This is a genomic window from Nocardia pseudovaccinii, assembly GCF_050942345.1.
GTDB classification, from domain to species: Bacteria; Actinomycetota; Actinomycetes; order Mycobacteriales; family Mycobacteriaceae; genus Nocardia; species Nocardia pseudovaccinii.
Window position 1 is genome coordinate 2,641,094 of record NZ_CP192074.1, and the last position, 16,262, is coordinate 2,657,355.

Consider the following 16,262-nt stretch of genomic DNA (forward strand, 5'->3'; position numbering starts at 1 on the left):
TCGCACGAGCCCCAGCGGTAACTGTGCGATCCTCGGATCGTGAGTAATGCGAACAACCTTCTCGATCCGATCCGGCTGCGGCTGCGCGGTTCGGATGGGATCGAGCTGGCCGCCGACCAGTTCGGCCCGGCGGACGGCCCGCTCGTCCTGTTTCTGCACGGTGGTGGTCAGACCAGGCACTCGTGGAAGCAGACCGGTGCGAAGCTGGCCGCCGCCGGGATGCGGGTCGTCACGCTGGACGCGCGCGGCCACGGCGACAGCGAATGGTCGCCGAACGCCGATTACCGGCGCGCCACGATGGTCGCCGACCTGGTCGCGGTCCTCGAACAGCTGGCCACCCCCGCGGTCGTGGTCGGCGCGAGCATGGGCGGGATGACCGGCCTGCTGACTACCGCGGATCCGGGCGGCGCGCCGATCACCGCCCTGGTGCTCGTCGACATCGTCACCCGTCCCGAACCCGCCGGTGTCGCGCGGGTGATCGACTTCCTCGGCAAGCATCGCGACGGCTTCGACAGCCTCGAGCAGGTCGCCGACGCGGTCGCGGAATATATGCCGCACCGGCCACGGCCCAAGAACACCGACGGCCTGCTGCGCAATCTGCGCCAGCGCGACGGCCGCTGGTACTGGCATTGGGATCCGGATATGCTCACCCACCGCGTCGAGGATCCGAGCGAGATGGTGCAGCAGCTCGAGGCCGCCGCGCGCGCCCTCACCATTCCCGTGCTGCTGGTGCGCGGCATGCAATCCGATGTGGTGACGCCGGAAGGCGCCGCCGAATTCCAGGCACTGGTGCCGCATGCGCAGTTGGTCGAGATCGGCGGCGCGGCGCATACCGCAGCCGGTGACGACAACGATTCGTTCACCGACGCGGTCGCGAAATTCGTGCTCCAGGTGCGTGGTTAGCTACCGGTTCCGGTAGTCGGGCTTGCGCTTCTCGACGAAGGCATCCACGCCCTCACGTCCGGCCGGGCTGTTCGCCGCGGCGCTGATGGCATCGCGCTCGTAGTCGAGCTGGTCGCTCAGCGTCGACGAATTCGACCGTGCCAGTAGCGATTTGATGCTCGCGTAGGCGGATCGCGGTCCGGTGGAGAGGGTTCGGGCCACATCCAGTGCCTCGGCCCGCACCTGCTCGTCATCGACGAGCCGACTCAGGATGCCGAGTCGCACCGCCGTTTCGGCGTCGAGAATCGCGTCGGTGAGCAGGATTTCGCGGGCGCGTCCGGCGCCGACGATCCGCGGCAGCGTCCACGACATGCCGCCGTCCGGGCTCAACGCGATGCCCGGATACGCCGGGCGCAGCTTGGTGCTCGGGCCGCCGATCGCGATATCCGCCGCGCACACCAGGCTCATCCCGGCACCGGCGGCCCACCCCTGCACCCCGGCGACGACGGGCACGATGGTCTCGTCGAGCGCGCGCACGAATTCGTGCAGATCCGTGGCGAGGCCGTAGATATGACCGGCCCGATCCTCGGCCGCCGCGAAACCACGCACATTGCCACCCGCGGAGAAGTTCGGCCCGGCGCCCGTCAGCAGGACGGCTCCGATCTCGCGGTCGGCCGACCGCAATGCCTCGGTGCCCGCGTTGACGCCTGCGAAGTCCAGGGAAGTGCCGTTCGCGGCGGTCGAGATGGTGATCTGTAGTACGCCGTCGACGACGGTGACGTACTCGGTCTGCGTGGAAGTCATGACCAGCACATTAGCTCCCCGCCCCGAGCCGTCTTCCGGTCAGAGGCGGACCATGCGGACTTCGATGGCGGGGGTGAAGGCCTCGATGCGGCTGGTGCCGTCGAGTTCGAAGCCGTGTTTGCGGTAAAAGGCCTGGGCGCGTGGGTTCTTCTCGAAGACCCAGAGAGAGCACGGAATGTCGGGTCGGACGGCGGCGCGGATGAGGTCGTGGGCGACGCCGGTGCCGTACCAGGCGGCGCGGACGTAGAGGGCATTGAGTTCGGTTGGGGTGACCGGTGATTCGTCGCGTGACGCGCTCGCACACGAGAAGCCGATCACCTCGTCGTCGACGAGGGCGACATAGGCGCTGCCCGGGTTGCGGACCCGGACGCGTTCCCATTGCTCCGCGCGGCGGTCGACCTCGAACGCATCCAGGATGTGGTCGGGGACCAGGCCGCGATAGGCCTCACGCCAGCAGACGATATGGCATTCGGCGAGGCCGTGGACGTATTCGGCGGTGAGCGGGGCTATGCGCCAGGCGGGCTGGGTCATAGAAACCATCGTTGCCGAGGGCGATCGCCGATGACCAGGGTCCGCAGATGACTACGCCCCGACCGCCTGGTGGCGTCGGGGCGTATGTCGGTCTCTGGAAAATCAGCCGCGAACGACCTTGCCCGCCTTCAGGCAGGAGGTGCACACGTTCATGCGGCGGGTGTTGCCCGGCGCGACCTGTGCGCGCACGGTCTGGATGTTCGGGTTCCAACGACGGTTGGTACGCCGGTGCGAGTGCGAGACCGACTTCCCGAAGCCGGGGCCCTTGGCGCAGACGTCGCAGACGGCAGCCATAGTCGCGAACTCCTTCATGTCATGTGGGGACCGCCGCACGTCGGCAGCATGTCCGGAAACAATGTCTTAATGCCCTGCCGACTGATGTCGGCCAGCGCGAACCCTCTCGGCCGCGCTAGGCAACCCTGCAAGGGTAGCTGGCGGCGCCCTGATCCACCAAACCGGGTCATGAACCGACGACCCGTGGGCACACCCGATGGTAGTGGATCGGTGTCGCCGATCGACTGTCGGTATCGCCAGCTAACCTGGCCAACGGTGGCAGAACCTTTCGAGCGATCTGCCAGCAGTCGCTTGGGTGCGGGTGGCACGGCGGTGTGAACGATCGCGGAGAGAGGTGGCGGTGCCCGGAGTGCGGGACATGATGGGCGACGGCCCTGACGCGGGTCTGCCTGCCGTTGCCGGTCCGAATGAACTGAACGGCACGGCCCTGCTGCGCTGGGGCCGCATCTGCCTCGAAGGCCTGCGACAGCGCCGCGAGGAGATCAACGCCCTCAACGTCTTCCCCATCGCCGACGCCGACACGGGTACGAACATGCTCGCCACCATGCGAGCGGCCATGCAGGCCGCGGATGCCGCGGTGATCTCGGCGCGCGGGTCCGAGCAATCGGACGGTTTCGCGGCCGACGGTCATGCAGTGGATGCCGAGGCGGTCGGTGGTTTTGCTGCGGATGCCGGGGCGGTCGGGAATGGGGCGATATCGGACGCCGGAGCGGACAGCGGGGTCGCGGTGTCGCAACCCGCGGCGGAGTCGCCCGGGGAGTTCACGGATCGGGTTATCGCCCGGAATGGCCTTGATCGCCCCGACTCGCTTGATCTTGCCGGGCGGGGCAGCTCGCGGAATGGCTTCAGCGCAGCGCCGTCGGGTGGAACCGTGGACGGGTATCTCGAACCGGACGCGCTCTCGACGCACGATGTGGCCGCGGCGATGGCGCGCGGGGCGACGCTCGGGGCCCGTGGGAATTCCGGGATCATCTTGTCGCAGGTGTTGCGGGGGATCGCCGAGGCGGCGCGCGGGGGTCCGCTGACGGGCCAGACGTTGCGTGACGCGCTGGCAACGGCATCGGCGCTGGTTCGGGAATCGTTGAGTGTGCCCGTCGAGGGGACGATCCTGACCGTCCTGGAGCGGGCAGCGGAATGTGCCGCGGCCTCTCCGGGATCAGCCCTGGCCGAGGTGGCGGTGGCGGCGGCCGACGGTGCTGCCGAGGCGCTCGGCGATACGCCTGCCCAGCTCGGCGTGCTGCGCGAGGCGGGTGTTGTCGATGCGGGCGCGCGCGGGTTGGTCGTGCTGCTCGACAGTCTGGTCGCGGTCACCCTCGGCCGGACACCCGATCGACCGGAGTACGCGCGCGGCGAATTCGCATTCGAGTCGCGTGTCGATCGCGCCACCGTCCCTGCGCATGCCGATTCCGCACCGCGAACCGACACCGAACCGCGCGGCACCTGTGCCGAACCTCTGAACAGTGCCGAACCCCACTTCGAGGTGATGTACCTCCTCTCCGACACCGACGACCGACGAATCGCCCGCCTCCGCGATCGCCTCGCCGACCTCGGCGACTCAGTGGTGGTCGTCGGCGACGGCGCGGGCTCCTGGTCCGCGCACGTCCACTGCGCCGACGCGGGCGCCGCCGTAGAAGCAGGAATCGCCACCGGCACCCTGAGCGCCATCCGCATCGAAAGCTTCACCGTCACCGCCCGCCCGATACCCGCGCACTACGACGCGGCCGCGCACTCGGGCAGATTCCCGCACGCCGACTTTGCCGACCGCGCCGAGGTTGTCGGGCGCCGTGACGCAGCCCCCGCCGATGCCGCGGATCGCACCGGTGTCGCAGCGCAGCCTGGTGGCGCCGAACGCGCGATCGCGCCCGCACGTACTGATGATGCTGGGCACCGCGATGTAGCCCCTGCGGGTCGCGCTGATGCCCTCGTGCAGCCCGGGTGCGCTGCCACGACCACGCGTATTGGTGCTGGTCGCTCTGATGGGGTCGCCGCCGACGTTGTGGGTCAGGCCGATGCCGTCGCGCAGCCGGGTCGTGTTGCCGCGACTACGCGTATTGGTGCTGGTCGCCTTGATGGGGTCGCCGCCGATGCTGCGGGTCGCGCTGATGCCGCCGTGCAGCTTGGAGGCGTTGGTCGCACTGATACACCCGCGCGTGCTGAGGCTCTCGGCACGACCATCGGATCCGGCACAACCGCGCCCATCGGTCCCGATCACGACGGTCCCGCAGACCGCGCTGTCCTGGCCGTCGCATCGGGGGATGGCGCCGCAGCGCTGTTCGAGGCCGGGGGCGCGGTGGTGCTCGGTGGGGACGGGCCGGTGACCAGTGCGGCGCTGCTTGCGGCGATTCGGCGGCTGCCGAATCGGGAGGTGTTGGTGCTGCCGAATGGTGCGCTGCCCGCGCACGAGTTGGTTGCGGTCGGTGTTGCGGCTCGTGACGCGCATCGGGACGTCTTGTTGTTGCCGAGCGGGTCCATGGTGCAAGGGTTGGCGGCGCTGGCGGTGCACGATTGCGGCCGGATCGCGGTGGACGACGCGTTCGCCATGTCGGAAGCGGCGGCCGCGACCCGCTGGGGATCATTGCGTGCCGCGACAGAACGGGCGCTCACCATGGTCGGCACCTGCGAGGCCGGTGATGGGCTGGGGCTGGTCGGTCACGATGTCGTGGTGATCGACCGGGATGTGCCGACCGCTGGCAGGACCCTGCTCGACCGGATGCTCGCCTTCGGTGGTGAGCTGGTCACCCTGCTGATGGGTGTGGCGGCCCCCGACGAACTCGCGGACGAACTGGCCGCGCATATCGCGAACGGCTTCCCCGGCGTCGAGGTGAGTGTGTATTCCGGTGGGCAGCAAGCGGATCTGGTGCAGATAGGGGTGGAATAGGGATATGGCGACACTCAGCGATCGGCTGGACCACCTGCTCGGCGTGAAGGCGGCCGAGCCGCTCGCCGATGCCTTCGACATGCACACCGTCGAGGATCTGTTGCGGCACTACCCATTGCGCTACGCCACCCAGGGCCAACCGCTCACCCAGGAGCAGCCGGAAGAGGGCGCGCACATCACCGTCATCGGCCGGGTGACCAAAACCGAACTGCGCCCGATGAAGAACCGCAGGGGGCGACTGCTCAAGGTGGCCCTCGACACCGGTTCGGTCGCCCCGATCGATATCACCTTCTTCAACGGAGACAAGGTGAGTTACCTTGTCCGCGAAGGAGTCCGGGCCATGATGTCGGGCACCGTGCACTGGTGGCGCCCGGACCGCTGGAACCTCTCACATCCCGACTATCTGATCCTGCCCGAGAAGGAAGAGGATTCGATCGAGAACCTCACCTCGGTGCGCGGCGGGGGCGCCTTGCGCGGATTGGCGCAGAGCGCGAAAGGTAAAGGGGGAGTGGATGTCTCGTTCTTCGAACGGGAGTACATCCCGGTATACCCGGCGACCGCGAAAGTGCAGAGCTGGGATCTGCTCGCCTGCGTCCGGCAGGTACTCGACCAGCTCGACCCGATCGACGATCCGCTGCCGAGCGCGCTGCGCGACGACCGCGCGCTGATGAAGATCTCCGACGCGCTGCGCCTGATCCACCTGCCCGAACACAAGTCCGATATCGAACAGGCCCGGGAGCGTTTGCGTTTCGACGAGGCGCTGGCCCTGCAACTGGTCCTCGCCGAGCGGCGACACGACGCGGAGGCGCGAACGGCCCGGCCGTGTCCGCCCCGATCCGACGGTATCGCAGCGGCTTTCGATACCCGCCTGCCCTTCGAACTGACCGAGGGGCAGCAGCAGGTGATCGCGGAGATCTCCGACGATCTCGCGCGCAGTCATCCGATGCACCGGCTACTGCAGGGGGAGGTGGGTTCGGGCAAGACCATCGTCGCACTGCACGCCATGCTGCAGGTGGTCGACGCCGGTCAGCAGTGCGCGTTGCTCGCGCCCACGGAAGTCCTTGCTGCCCAACACTATCGGTCGCTGCGTGCCATGCTGGGCGATCTCGGAACCGCCGGTGAACTCGGCGCCGCCGACAACGCGACCAAGGTTGTGCTGGTGACCGGCTCGATGTCGGCGTCGGCGAAGAAGGCCGCGCTACTCGATGCGGTCACCGGCGAGGCGGGCATCGTGATCGGCACGCACGCGCTCATCCAGGACGCGGTGGAGTTCTTCGATCTCGGCATGGTGATCGTCGACGAACAACATCGGTTCGGTGTCGAACAGCGGGATGCGTTGCGCGCCAAGGCGAAGTCCGGCACCAGTCCGCATCTGCTCGTCATGACCGCGACCCCGATTCCCCGGACCATCGCCATGACCACCCTCGGTGATCTCGAGACCTCGACCCTCACCCAGCTGCCGCGCGGCCGTTCGCCGATCGTGTCGAAGGTGGTGCCGCGCAAACAGCATCCGAACTGGGTCGATCGGGCCTGGGAGCGCATCCTCGAGGAGGTCGGCGCCGGTCGGCAGGCCTATGTGGTGTGCTCGCGCATCGGTGACGACGAGGAGAACGGCAAGAGCCGCAGCGGCAAGAAGCCGGGTAAGGCAGAGGAGAAGGAAGGCCCGACCACGGCCGCCGCCCTCGAGGTCTTCGACATGCTGCGCACCGGTCCGCTCGCGAGCGTCCGGGTCGGCCTGCTGCACGGCAGGCTCCCGACCGATGAAAAAGACCAGGTGATGCGTGCATTCAACGATGGCGATATCGATGTGCTCGTCTGCACCACGGTCGTGGAGGTCGGCGTCGACGTGCCGAATGCGACCGTCATGGTCATCGTGGACGCGGACCGCTTCGGTGTCAGCCAGCTGCATCAGTTGCGCGGCCGCATCGGCCGCGGCAAACACCCCGGCCTGTGCCTGCTCATCACCGACGCGGGCCCGACCGGCACCGCCATGGCCCGCCTCGACGCCGTCGCCGCCACTACGGACGGCTTCGAACTCGCCGTCCTCGACCTGCGCCAACGCCGCGAAGGCGACGTCCTCGGCGCCGCCCAATCCGGCACCGCCCGCTCCCTGCGCCTGCTCTCCCTACTCGACGACCTCGAAGTCATCACCGCAGCCCAAGACCTCGCCCGCCAACTGGTCGAATCCGATCCGGGCCTACACCACCACCCAGGCCTGGCCACCATGATGCACGCCGCCGTAGACGCCGAACGCCTCGAATACCTCGCGAAGTCCTGATCGAGAATGCGCTGATGAGTGGCCTTCTCGACGATTGCCTGCACCAGCGCACGGTGATCAATTGTCCGGAACTAGCGCAGGACTCGGGGGTAGGGCAGATCCGTGCTGATGTGCTCAGTGACTGCGAGGGGGCTGCCGATCTGAGGGAAGGCGCGCTGTGGGCAGGAGGGGCGCTCGCAGACCTTGCAGCCCGCGCCGATCGGCACCGCTGCGGCCGGACTGTCGAGGTGTAGGCCGTTCGAATAGACGAGCCGGTCGGCGTATTCGATATCGCAACCCAGACCGATCGCGAAATCCTTTGTCGCTGTGCTGAATCCGTGGGGTCCCGCCAGCGCGGTGCGGGCGATCCAGAGGTAGCGTCGGCCATCGGGCATCGCCGCCATCTGGGTCAGGATGCGACCAGGATTGGCGAATGCCTCGTGCACCACCCACAGCGGGCAGCTGCCCCCGACCCGCGAGAAATGGAATGCCGTGGCGGACTGGCGTTTCGAGATATTGCCCGCCCGGTCGGTGCGCACCAGGAAGAACGGAACGCCGCGCTGCCCCTGCCGCTGCAGGGTGCTCAACCGGTGGCAGATGGTCTCGAAGCCGACCTCGAAACGCAGACTGAGCAGATCGATGTCGTAGCGCAGTTCCTCGGCCGACCGCAGAAAGCGGCCGTACGGCAGCACCAGCGCGCCCGCGAAGTAATTTGCCAACCCGATGCGCGCCAACGTCCTGGATTCGCCGGTGAGCGACGGTGTTTCGGCGAGTACGGCATCCAGATCCTTGCCGTACAGCAGAAAACCGAGGGTCGTGGCTATTTGAAATGCGCGCTGCCCGGGACGCAGCCGCCGCGCCAGCGTCAGCGTGCGGCTGTCCGGATCGTAATGCCGTTTCGGGATGGACGGATCCGCGCCGTCACCGCGCACCAGCACGGTGACCCCGGCGCGCTCCTCGGCCACTCTCGCGAGTTGCCGATCGAGTGACCCGATGCTCAGGCCGCACTCCTCGAAGAGCTGTTCGGCCGCATGATCGAGTTGCGCGATGTGATTGTGGTGGTCGTAGAAGAAATCCCGCACATCCTCGTACGGCATGGGCACGCCGGGTGCGCCCGTCGGCGCGGCCACCCGTGCGGAGAGCAGATCGAGTTGATCTGTCGCCGCGCGTAATCGCCGATGCATCGCGACGACGATTCGGGAGACCTCCGGCAGTCGCGTCGCCAGTTCCTCCACCTCGGTCAGTGGCGCGCTGTCACCGCCCGCCGCATCGACGAGCACCTCGTGCAGATCCGAGACCAGCCGGGCATCGGAGTCGGCCGCGAAGAATTGCACGTCGAGGTCGAAGGTGGAGTTGAGCTTCAGCAGCACCGGAATGGTGAGCGGTCGCTGGTCGCGCTCGAGCTGGTTCAGGTAGCTGGGCGATAGATCCAGGGATTTCGCCAGTGCCGCCTGGGTCATTCGCCGTTCCTCGCGCAACCGTCTCAGTCGGGCGCCCGCGTACATCTTGCGCACCGCAAGATGGTAGCCCTCGGAATTCGCAATCATCGCAAAATGGAGGATTCTCGCCCGCAGAAATCTGCTATTGCAAGGGATTTTGCCGAAGATCAATCCTGCGTAGCGTGCGAAGTAGGGCCGCTGGCCCGTCTGGAACCGGAGGATGGATGAAAACCCACATCGTACGCGCCCGCGCCGCCGCCGCGGACTTTCCGCGCACAGAACATTTGGCCACCAGAATTGCCGAGGTCGCCGCGGATCCGGTCGAGGTGACCGCTGAGGTCAGCGCGATGATCGTGAACCGGATCATCGACAATGCCGCCGTCGCGGCGGCCGCGCTGGTCCGCCGCCCCGTGACGAATGCGCGGGCGCAGGCACTCGCACAGCCGGATGCGCGTCGGTCGGGCGCCACGGTTTTCGGCTTGCCGCCGCAGCGCCGGGTGTCACCGGAGTGGGCCGCGTGGGCGAACGGAGTCGCGGTGCGCGAACTCGACTTTCACGACACCTTTCTCGCCGCCGAGTACTCCCATCCGGGCGACAATATTCCGCCGATCCTCGCCGTCGCCCAGCACACCGGTCGCGGTGGCGCCGCGTTGATCCGCGGCCTTGCCACCGGTTACGAGATCCAGATCGACCTGGTGCGCGGAATCTGCCTGCACGAACACAAGATCGATCACGTCGCACATCTCGGTCCATCGGCCGCCGCGGGCATCGGGACGCTACTGGGCCTGGACACCGAGACGATCTATCAGGCGATCGGGCAGGCGCTGCACACCACCACCGCCACCCGGCAGTCGCGCAAGGGCGAGATCTCCAGCTGGAAGGCGTATGCCCCCGCATTCGCCGGGAAGATGGCGGTGGAGGCAGTCGATCGGGCCATGCGCGGCGAGGGTGCGCCCGCACCGATCTGGGAGGGGGCGGACGGCGTCATCGCGTGGTTGCTCGGTGGGCCGGAAGCGGAATATCAGGTGCCGCTGCCGAGCCCAGGCGAGGCGAAGCGGGCCATTCTCGACAGCTACACCAAAGAGCATTCGGCCGAGTACCAGAGCCAAGCGCCCATCGATCTCGCGCGCCGAATGCGGGTGCGCATCGGCGATCTCGATCAGATCGCCACCATCGTGCTGCATACCAGCCATCACACGCACGTGGTCATCGGCACGGGGTCCGGTGATCCGCAGAAGTTCGATCCGCACGCCAGCCGCGAGACTCTCGACCATTCCGTTCCTTATATATTCGCGGTCGCGCTACAGGACGGCGGCTGGCATCATGAGCGGTCCTATGCGCCCGAGCGCGCACGTCGGGCGGATACCGTCGCGCTGTGGCGCAAGATCTCGACGGTCGAGGATCCGGAATGGACGCGCCGCTACCACGCCACCGATCCGAACGAAAAGGCCTTCGGGGCACGGGCGGTCGTGACGCTGAAGAGTGGCGAGACGATTGTCGATGAGCTCGCCGTGGCGGATGCACATCCGCTGGGTGCGCGGCCGTTCGCGCGCGAGCAGTATATCGCGAAGTTCCGCACGCTGGCCGAGGGCGTGATCGAACCCGCGGAGCAGGACCGTTTCCTCGACATGGTGCAGCGCACGCCGGAGTTGGCCCCCGGGGAACTGGATCAGCTGACGTTCACGGTTTCGCCCGAGGTTATGCGGCGGGCACCGCAAGTGCGCGCGGGGATCTTCTGATGTCGGCGCTACCCTTCGCCCCAGATCAGCGCCTGTGCGGCGATCACATCGGTGCCGTTGAAGGTGACGGCGGGCGATCCGTGCAGCCGGTAGCCCTGATCGAGCAGGCCGCTGATCCGTTCGCAGAAGGTGGCGTCGTCGACGCTGGTGATCAGACGATAGCGCAGGGGACGATCTTCGGTCATGTGCACAGCCTAGGACGGTGGTCGCGATGACCGGACTGCTCGCCGCCGCCACGAGCGCTGCCGACAAACGTGTGGCACTGCGCGCCGGGTTGGCCTCCGGGCAAATCCAGCGCTGGCCGGGAGCCTTCAACCCGTTGGTGGCCAAGCTGATTCAGGAGCTCGGCTTCGAGGGCGTCTATGTCTCCGGCGCAGTGGTATCTGCCGAACTCGCATTGCCGGATATCGGCCTGACCACCCTCACCGAGGTGACTGCTCGGGGACAGCAGATCGCGCGGGTGACGGACCTGCCGGTGCTGATCGATGCCGATACCGGCTTCGGCGAGCCGATGAACGCGGCGCGCACGGTGACCCTGCTGGAAGATGCCGGGCTCGCGGGCTGCCATATCGAAGACCAGGTCAATCCCAAGCGCTGTGGGCATCTCGACGGCAAAGCCGTGGTTCCGGTAGACGAGATGGTCCGTCGGTTGCGTGCCGCGGTCTCGGCCCGCCGGGACCCGAACTTCGTCGTCTGCGCGCGCACCGATGCGCGCGGGACCGAGGGCCTGGATGCGGCGATCGATCGGGCTGAGGCGTATGCCGCCGCGGGTGCCGACCTCATCTTCACCGAGGCACTCGCCGATGCCTCCGAATTCGCGAAGTTCCGTGCGGCGGTGGATATTCCACTGCTTGCGAATATGACCGAATTCGGCAAGTCGGAGTTGCTATCGGCTCCAATCCTGGCGGATCTCGGCTACAACGCCGTCATCTATCCGGTGACCACGCTGCGCTTGGCGATGTTCGCGGTAGAGCGCGGCCTGCGTGAAATCGCCGCCACCGGAACGCAATCCGGGCTGGTCGGTGAGATGCAGCATCGGGCGCGACTCTACGAATTACTCGACTACCAGCAGTACAACGACTTCGATTCCGGAATCTTCAATTTCACCGTGAGCGAGCGTAGCGAGCGAACCATAAGCACAGCGCGCTTGGCGCACGACGGAGCCGAGCGCCAGCGAGGCGGAGGAGTGAGCGAGTTGACCGATGACTGAAATCAAGAAGGGCCTGGCCGGGGTGGTGGTCGATACCACCAGCATCTCCAAGGTTGTGCCCGAGACGAATTCGCTGACCTATCGCGGCTATACCGTGCAGGATCTGGCCCGGCACTGCGGTTTCGAGGAGGTTGCCTATCTGCTGTGGTACGGCGAACTCCCCGACGCCGCCCAACTCCAACTGTTGTGTCAGCGTGAACGCGCCCAGCGACGCATCGATCGCTCGATCCTGTCGCTCATCGAGAAGATGCCGCAGAACTGTCATCCGATGGACGTGGTCCGGACCGTGGTCAGCTACCTCGGCGCGGAGGATGCGGAACTCGATGCCGGACAAGGTGATCGGGCATTGCTGGCGAAGGTGTTACGGCTCACCGCGGTGTTGCCCACGGTCGTCGCCGCTGACATGCGCCGCCGTCGTGGACTGGATCCTATTGCGCCGCATTCACATCTGGGCTTCGCCGAGAACTTCCTGAACATGTGCTTCGGCAAGGTGCCGGATCCGCGCATTGTGCGCGCCTTCGAGATTTCGCTGATCCTCTACGCGGAGCACAGTTTCAACGCATCCACCTTCGCCGCGCGTGTGGTCACCTCGACCCGGTCGGATATGTACAGTGCGATCACCGCCGCGATCGGTGCCCTCAAGGGTCCGCTGCACGGCGGTGCCAACGAGGCCGTCATGCGCACGATGCTGGAGATCGGTGAGCCCGAACTGGCAGCGGAGTGGTTGCGCGCCAAGCTGTCCGGCAAACAGAAGGTCATGGGGTTCGGGCATCGCGTGTACAAGAACGGCGACTCGCGGGTGCCGACGATGCGCGAGGCTCTGGACCACGTCGTACAGGTGACCGGTGGCCAGCGCTGGTTGCGCATGTACACCGCATTGGAGCAGGCCATGGCCGAGGCCACCGGCATCGAACCCAACCTCGACTTCCCGGCCGGACCCGCCTACTACCTGATGGGCTTCGACATCGAGATGTTCACGCCGATCTTCGTGCTGAGTCGCATCACCGGCTGGACCGCTCACATCATCGAGCAGTCCGCCGCCAATGCCCTGATCCGTCCGCTGTCCGAATACGTCGGGGTGCCGCAGCGCGAACTGCTGGGCCAGGGCTGATCCTGGCGCAACCAAGCAATTGTTTGGTGTAATCGGGGCGATCGAATCGACCGATGTGCCCGATCGCATCTGCGCAAGGAAGCGAGCGAACCGAATGCCGAGCCCCGACGAAATCGTCACCGCCATGTGCCGCAGCTGGGCCGATCCCGACCCGGACCGGATCAGCGCCTTCTTCGCCGAAGACGCCGTCTACCACAACATTCCGATGGAACCCATCAACGGTCGCGCTGCCATCCGCGATTTCATCGCCGGTTTCCTCAGCACCTTCGAATCCATCGAATTCGACGTGCACCACCAGGTCGCCGCCGGGAATATTGTCATGAACGAACGCACCGATATCCTGCGTGGCCTGGGCAAAGACACACCGCTGCCGGTAGTGGGCGTCTTCGAGGTCGCCGACGGCGCCATCACCGCCTGGCGCGACTACTTCGATATGGCCGCCATCAATCGCGCATTCGGAACCGAGGCCGAATAGTCGAGGGAATCGGCGGAACCGAATCGGTCGGCCATGCGTCGAATAGGACATCGGGGGTGATATCTGATGGCGACGTATGAGGAGGGGTTACGCATGGATCGTTGCTCGGAATGTCATACGGCCTGGCGGCGGGGACTGAGCGCACGGTCGCGCCTGCGGCCGATGGTCCGCAACGGCGAAAGTTGTGAGAGGTACACGCCGCGCCGTCGGCTCCGGCCTTTCCCCGGGGCCGAATCTCATTGATATGCAGCCTGATAGCGCGGTGAACACACCGCGCTATCAGGCTGCGCGGGCTTTGGGGGCCTGCCAGATGGCGCGAACCCGGGCAGATGCGCTCGCCCCCGCCTCGAGAGGACGAGCGCACTATCCGCTTAGCGCACCGCTGCCGCAGCAGCGACCAGATTGCGCAGTGACGCCTCGACCTCGACTGGTCCACGTGTCTTCAATCCACAATCCGGATTGACCCAAAGCCGTTCGGCGGGAACGGCCTTCAGTGCGGCGCGCAGGGCGGAGGTGATCTCCTCCACGCTCGGCACCCGCGGTGAGTGGATGTCGTACACACCCGGTCCGACACCGAGATCGAAGCCTGCGGCATTCAAATCGTCGAGCACCTCCATATGCGAGCGCGCCGCCTCGATCGAGGTCACATCGGCATCCAATCCGGCGATCGCATCGATGACCTCACCGAACTCCGAATAGCAGAGATGGGTGTGGATCTGCGTGGCATCCGATACCCCGGAGGTCGCCAACCGGAAAGCGCCGACCGACCATTCCAGGTACTCGCCCTGATCGGCCGCGCGCAGCGGCAGCAGTTCCCGCAGCGCGGGCTCGTCGACCTGGATGATCCGAATGCCCGCGGCCTGTAGATCGACAGTCTCGTCCCGGATCGCCAGCGCCACTTGACGTGCCGAATCCGCCAGCGGTTGATCATCGCGGACGAACGACCAGGCCAGAATCGTCACCGGGCCGGTCAGCATGCCCTTGACCGGCTTATCGGTCAACGATTGCGCGTAGCCGATCCAGTCCACGGTCATCGGCGCGGGCCGCGCCACATCGCCGAACAGAATCGGCGGCCGCACGCAACGGGTGCCGTAGGACTGCACCCAGCCCGCTTCGGTGGCGGCGAATCCGTCGAATTGCTCGGCGAAGTACTGCACCATGTCATTGCGCTCCGGCTCGCCGTGCACCAGTACATCCAGGCCCAGCTGCTCCTGCAACGCGATGACATCCGCGATCTCGGACCGCATCCGTCGCACATACTCGGCCTGGTCGATCTCGCCCTTGCGCAGTGCCGCACGCGCCAGCCGGATCGCCGAGGTCTGCGGATACGAGCCGATCGTCGTGGTCGGCAGCGATGGCAACCGCAGCCGCTCGGCTTGCAATGCCCGTCGCTGTTGCGCGGGTGCCCGCCGAGTCGCATCCGCACCGAGCGTGGCCAGCCGCGCCCGCACCTGCGAATTGTCCAACCGAGGATCGGTGCGCCTGGTGGCGAGGGCGGCACGGACCGTGGCCAATTCGTCGGCGATCGCCTCGGGTCCCGCACTCAGTCCGGTCGCGAGCAACCGCACCTCGGCGACCTTCTCCGCACCGAACGCCAACCACGAACGCAGCCGCTCGTCGAGGCCGGTTTCGTTCGCCAAGGTGTACGGCACGTGCAGCAATGAGCAGGAACTCGACACCGCAACGGATTTCGCGCATCCCAGCAGCGTGCCGAGCGTCGCCAAAGCCTTTTCCAGATCGGCCCGCCAGACATTTCGGCCGTCGACCACACCCGCCACCAGTAGCTTGTTCGCCAGCGCCGGCGCACCGGACAGATCGGCGTCTACCGTGAAATCCAGTGCGATACCTTCGATTTCGGTCTCGGCCAAGCCGCTCAACGCCGCACCTGGCCTGCCGAAGTACGTGGCGACCAGCAGCGCGGGGCGATCCGTCGTGGCCGACAGTTCAGTGTAGGTCCGCCGCACGAGTTCGACCTCGTCAGCGGTCAGATCGGTGACCAAGATCGGCTCGTCGAGTTGTACCCATTCCGCGCCCGCCACGGCCAGCAGCCGCAACAGCTCCCGATAGAGCGGCACCAACTCGTCGAGGCGATCCAGTGCCGCACCGCCGGCCGCCTTCGCCAGCTTCAGGAAGGTGACGGGTCCGACCACCACCGGTCGCGCAGGAACCCCCAGTGCGAGCGCCTCCCGCAGCTCGTCCAGCACCTTGGCCGGATCCAGCGAGAACACCGTCTCCGGACCGATTTCCGGCACCAGATAGTGGTAATTGGTATCGAACCATTTGGTCATCTCCAGAGGTTCGACCGTGTCGGTGCCGCGTGCCGCCGCGAAATAGCGATCCAGCGGATCGGCGATTCCGGCCACCCGGGGCGGCAGCGCGCCGAGCAGTACTGCGGTATCGAGCACCTGGTCGTAATAGGAGAAGGTGCCGATGGGGATGGAATCCATTCCGGCGCTTTGTAATTCGGTCAGTTGAGCGCGCCGCAGGTCGCGGGCGATCGCGTGCAGTCGCTCCGCGTCGATGCGTCCGGCCCAGTAGGATTCGGTGGCGCGCTTGAGCTCACGGTGCGGCCCCACCCGCGGGAGACCGAGAACCGTCGCGGTGAACGGGTTATGCGTAACAGTCACGAATTTCTCCAGTGC

13 protein-coding genes are annotated in these 16,262 nt (G+C 66.7%); 7 read left to right on the forward strand and 6 right to left on the reverse strand.

Annotation, left to right across the window (positions count from 1 at the left end):
• Window positions 1–39 precede the first annotated feature (39 nt).
• Window positions 40–903 carry an alpha/beta fold hydrolase gene (locus ACQPZ2_RS12000; protein ID WP_433525603.1) on the forward strand — a complete coding sequence of 288 codons (864 nt, stop codon included), beginning with the start codon at window positions 40–42 and terminating at the stop codon, window positions 901–903.
• Here ACQPZ2_RS12000 and ACQPZ2_RS12005 read toward each other — a convergent pair whose 3' ends face one another.
• From ACQPZ2_RS12005 to rpmB, 3 genes are all read right to left on the reverse strand, one after another.
• Complete coding sequence (locus tag ACQPZ2_RS12005; protein WP_433525604.1) at window positions 904–1,686, reverse strand: enoyl-CoA hydratase/isomerase family protein; 783 nt, start codon at window positions 1,684–1,686, stop codon at window positions 904–906.
• A gap of 39 nt (window positions 1,687–1,725) precedes the next feature.
• A complete protein-coding gene (locus ACQPZ2_RS12010) occupies window positions 1,726–2,217 on the reverse strand; it encodes an N-acetyltransferase family protein (protein ID WP_433525605.1) in 492 nt (163 codons plus the stop codon).
• A 102-nt stretch (window positions 2,218–2,319) separates the two neighbouring features.
• A complete protein-coding gene (gene rpmB, locus ACQPZ2_RS12015; RefSeq protein WP_011210730.1) occupies window positions 2,320–2,511 on the reverse strand; it encodes a 50S ribosomal protein L28 in 192 nt (63 codons plus the stop codon).
• Window positions 2,512–2,845: 334 nt separating this feature from the next.
• Here rpmB and ACQPZ2_RS12020 point away from each other — a divergent pair, with 334 nt between their 5' ends.
• Together ACQPZ2_RS12020 and recG are read left to right on the forward strand one after the other, a co-directional pair.
• A complete protein-coding gene (locus tag ACQPZ2_RS12020) occupies window positions 2,846–5,389 on the forward strand; it encodes a DAK2 domain-containing protein (protein WP_433525606.1) in 2,544 nt (847 codons plus the stop codon).
• Between the two features lie 4 nt (window positions 5,390–5,393).
• Window positions 5,394–7,667, forward strand: coding sequence for an ATP-dependent DNA helicase RecG (recG, locus tag ACQPZ2_RS12025; protein ID WP_433525607.1), 2,274 nt, complete (start codon window positions 5,394–5,396; stop codon window positions 7,665–7,667).
• 71 nt (window positions 7,668–7,738) lie between these two features.
• Here recG and ACQPZ2_RS12030 read toward each other — a convergent pair whose 3' ends face one another.
• Complete coding sequence (locus ACQPZ2_RS12030) at window positions 7,739–9,160, reverse strand: short-chain fatty acyl-CoA regulator family protein (protein WP_174566235.1); 1,422 nt, start codon at window positions 9,158–9,160, stop codon at window positions 7,739–7,741.
• Window positions 9,161–9,309: 149 nt separating this feature from the next.
• On the opposite strand from ACQPZ2_RS12030, the gene prpD reads away from it, so the two are divergent.
• Window positions 9,310–10,824, forward strand: coding sequence for a 2-methylcitrate dehydratase PrpD (gene prpD / locus ACQPZ2_RS12035; protein WP_433525608.1), 1,515 nt, complete (start codon window positions 9,310–9,312; stop codon window positions 10,822–10,824).
• Between the two features lie 8 nt (window positions 10,825–10,832).
• Here the strand turns inward: prpD and ACQPZ2_RS12040 are convergent, their stop codons facing one another.
• Entirely contained in the window at window positions 10,833–11,009 is a 177-nt protein-coding gene (locus ACQPZ2_RS12040) for a DUF1737 domain-containing protein (RefSeq protein WP_433525609.1), read from the reverse strand.
• 26 nt (window positions 11,010–11,035) lie between these two features.
• Between ACQPZ2_RS12040 and prpB the strand changes: the two genes are divergently transcribed.
• The 3 genes from prpB (at window position 11,036) to ACQPZ2_RS12055 (ending at window position 13,620) form a co-directional block, all read left to right on the forward strand.
• A complete protein-coding gene (prpB, locus tag ACQPZ2_RS12045; protein ID WP_433525610.1) occupies window positions 11,036–12,034 on the forward strand; it encodes a methylisocitrate lyase in 999 nt (332 codons plus the stop codon).
• Complete coding sequence (locus tag ACQPZ2_RS12050; RefSeq protein ID WP_433525611.1) at window positions 12,027–13,145, forward strand: bifunctional 2-methylcitrate synthase/citrate synthase; 1,119 nt, start codon at window positions 12,027–12,029, stop codon at window positions 13,143–13,145. Before prpB ends, ACQPZ2_RS12050 begins: the two co-directional genes overlap by 8 nt.
• Window positions 13,146–13,239: 94 nt before the next feature.
• On the forward strand, window positions 13,240–13,620 hold the full coding sequence (locus tag ACQPZ2_RS12055) for a nuclear transport factor 2 family protein (RefSeq protein ID WP_433525612.1): 381 nt from the start codon (window positions 13,240–13,242) through the stop codon (window positions 13,618–13,620).
• A gap of 371 nt (window positions 13,621–13,991) precedes the next feature.
• Here the strand turns inward: ACQPZ2_RS12055 and metE are convergent, their stop codons facing one another.
• Window positions 13,992–16,247, reverse strand: coding sequence for a 5-methyltetrahydropteroyltriglutamate--homocysteine S-methyltransferase (metE, locus tag ACQPZ2_RS12060; protein WP_433525613.1), 2,256 nt, complete (start codon window positions 16,245–16,247; stop codon window positions 13,992–13,994).
• Between the last annotated feature and the right edge of the window lie 15 nt (window positions 16,248–16,262).

Excerpts from the sequence above, each read along its gene's own strand:
- ACQPZ2_RS12050 (WP_433525611.1), top strand. The coding sequence starts at position 12,027 with ATGACTGAAATCAAGAAGGGCCTGGCCGGGGTGGTGGTCGATACCACC.
- ACQPZ2_RS12055 (WP_433525612.1), top strand. The coding sequence starts at position 13,240 with ATGCCGAGCCCCGACGAAATCGTCACCGCCATGTGCCGCAGCTGGGCC.
- prpD (WP_433525608.1), top strand. The coding sequence starts at position 9,310 with ATGAAAACCCACATCGTACGCGCCCGCGCCGCCGCCGCGGACTTTCCG.
- recG (WP_433525607.1), top strand. The coding sequence starts at position 5,394 with ATGGCGACACTCAGCGATCGGCTGGACCACCTGCTCGGCGTGAAGGCG.
- rpmB (WP_011210730.1), bottom strand. The coding sequence starts at position 2,511 with ATGGCTGCCGTCTGCGACGTCTGCGCCAAGGGCCCCGGCTTCGGGAAG.
- ACQPZ2_RS12040 (WP_433525609.1), bottom strand. The coding sequence starts at position 11,009 with ATGACCGAAGATCGTCCCCTGCGCTATCGTCTGATCACCAGCGTCGAC.
- prpB (WP_433525610.1), top strand. The coding sequence starts at position 11,036 with ATGACCGGACTGCTCGCCGCCGCCACGAGCGCTGCCGACAAACGTGTG.
- ACQPZ2_RS12005 (WP_433525604.1), bottom strand. The coding sequence starts at position 1,686 with ATGACTTCCACGCAGACCGAGTACGTCACCGTCGTCGACGGCGTACTA.
- ACQPZ2_RS12010 (WP_433525605.1), bottom strand. The coding sequence starts at position 2,217 with ATGACCCAGCCCGCCTGGCGCATAGCCCCGCTCACCGCCGAATACGTC.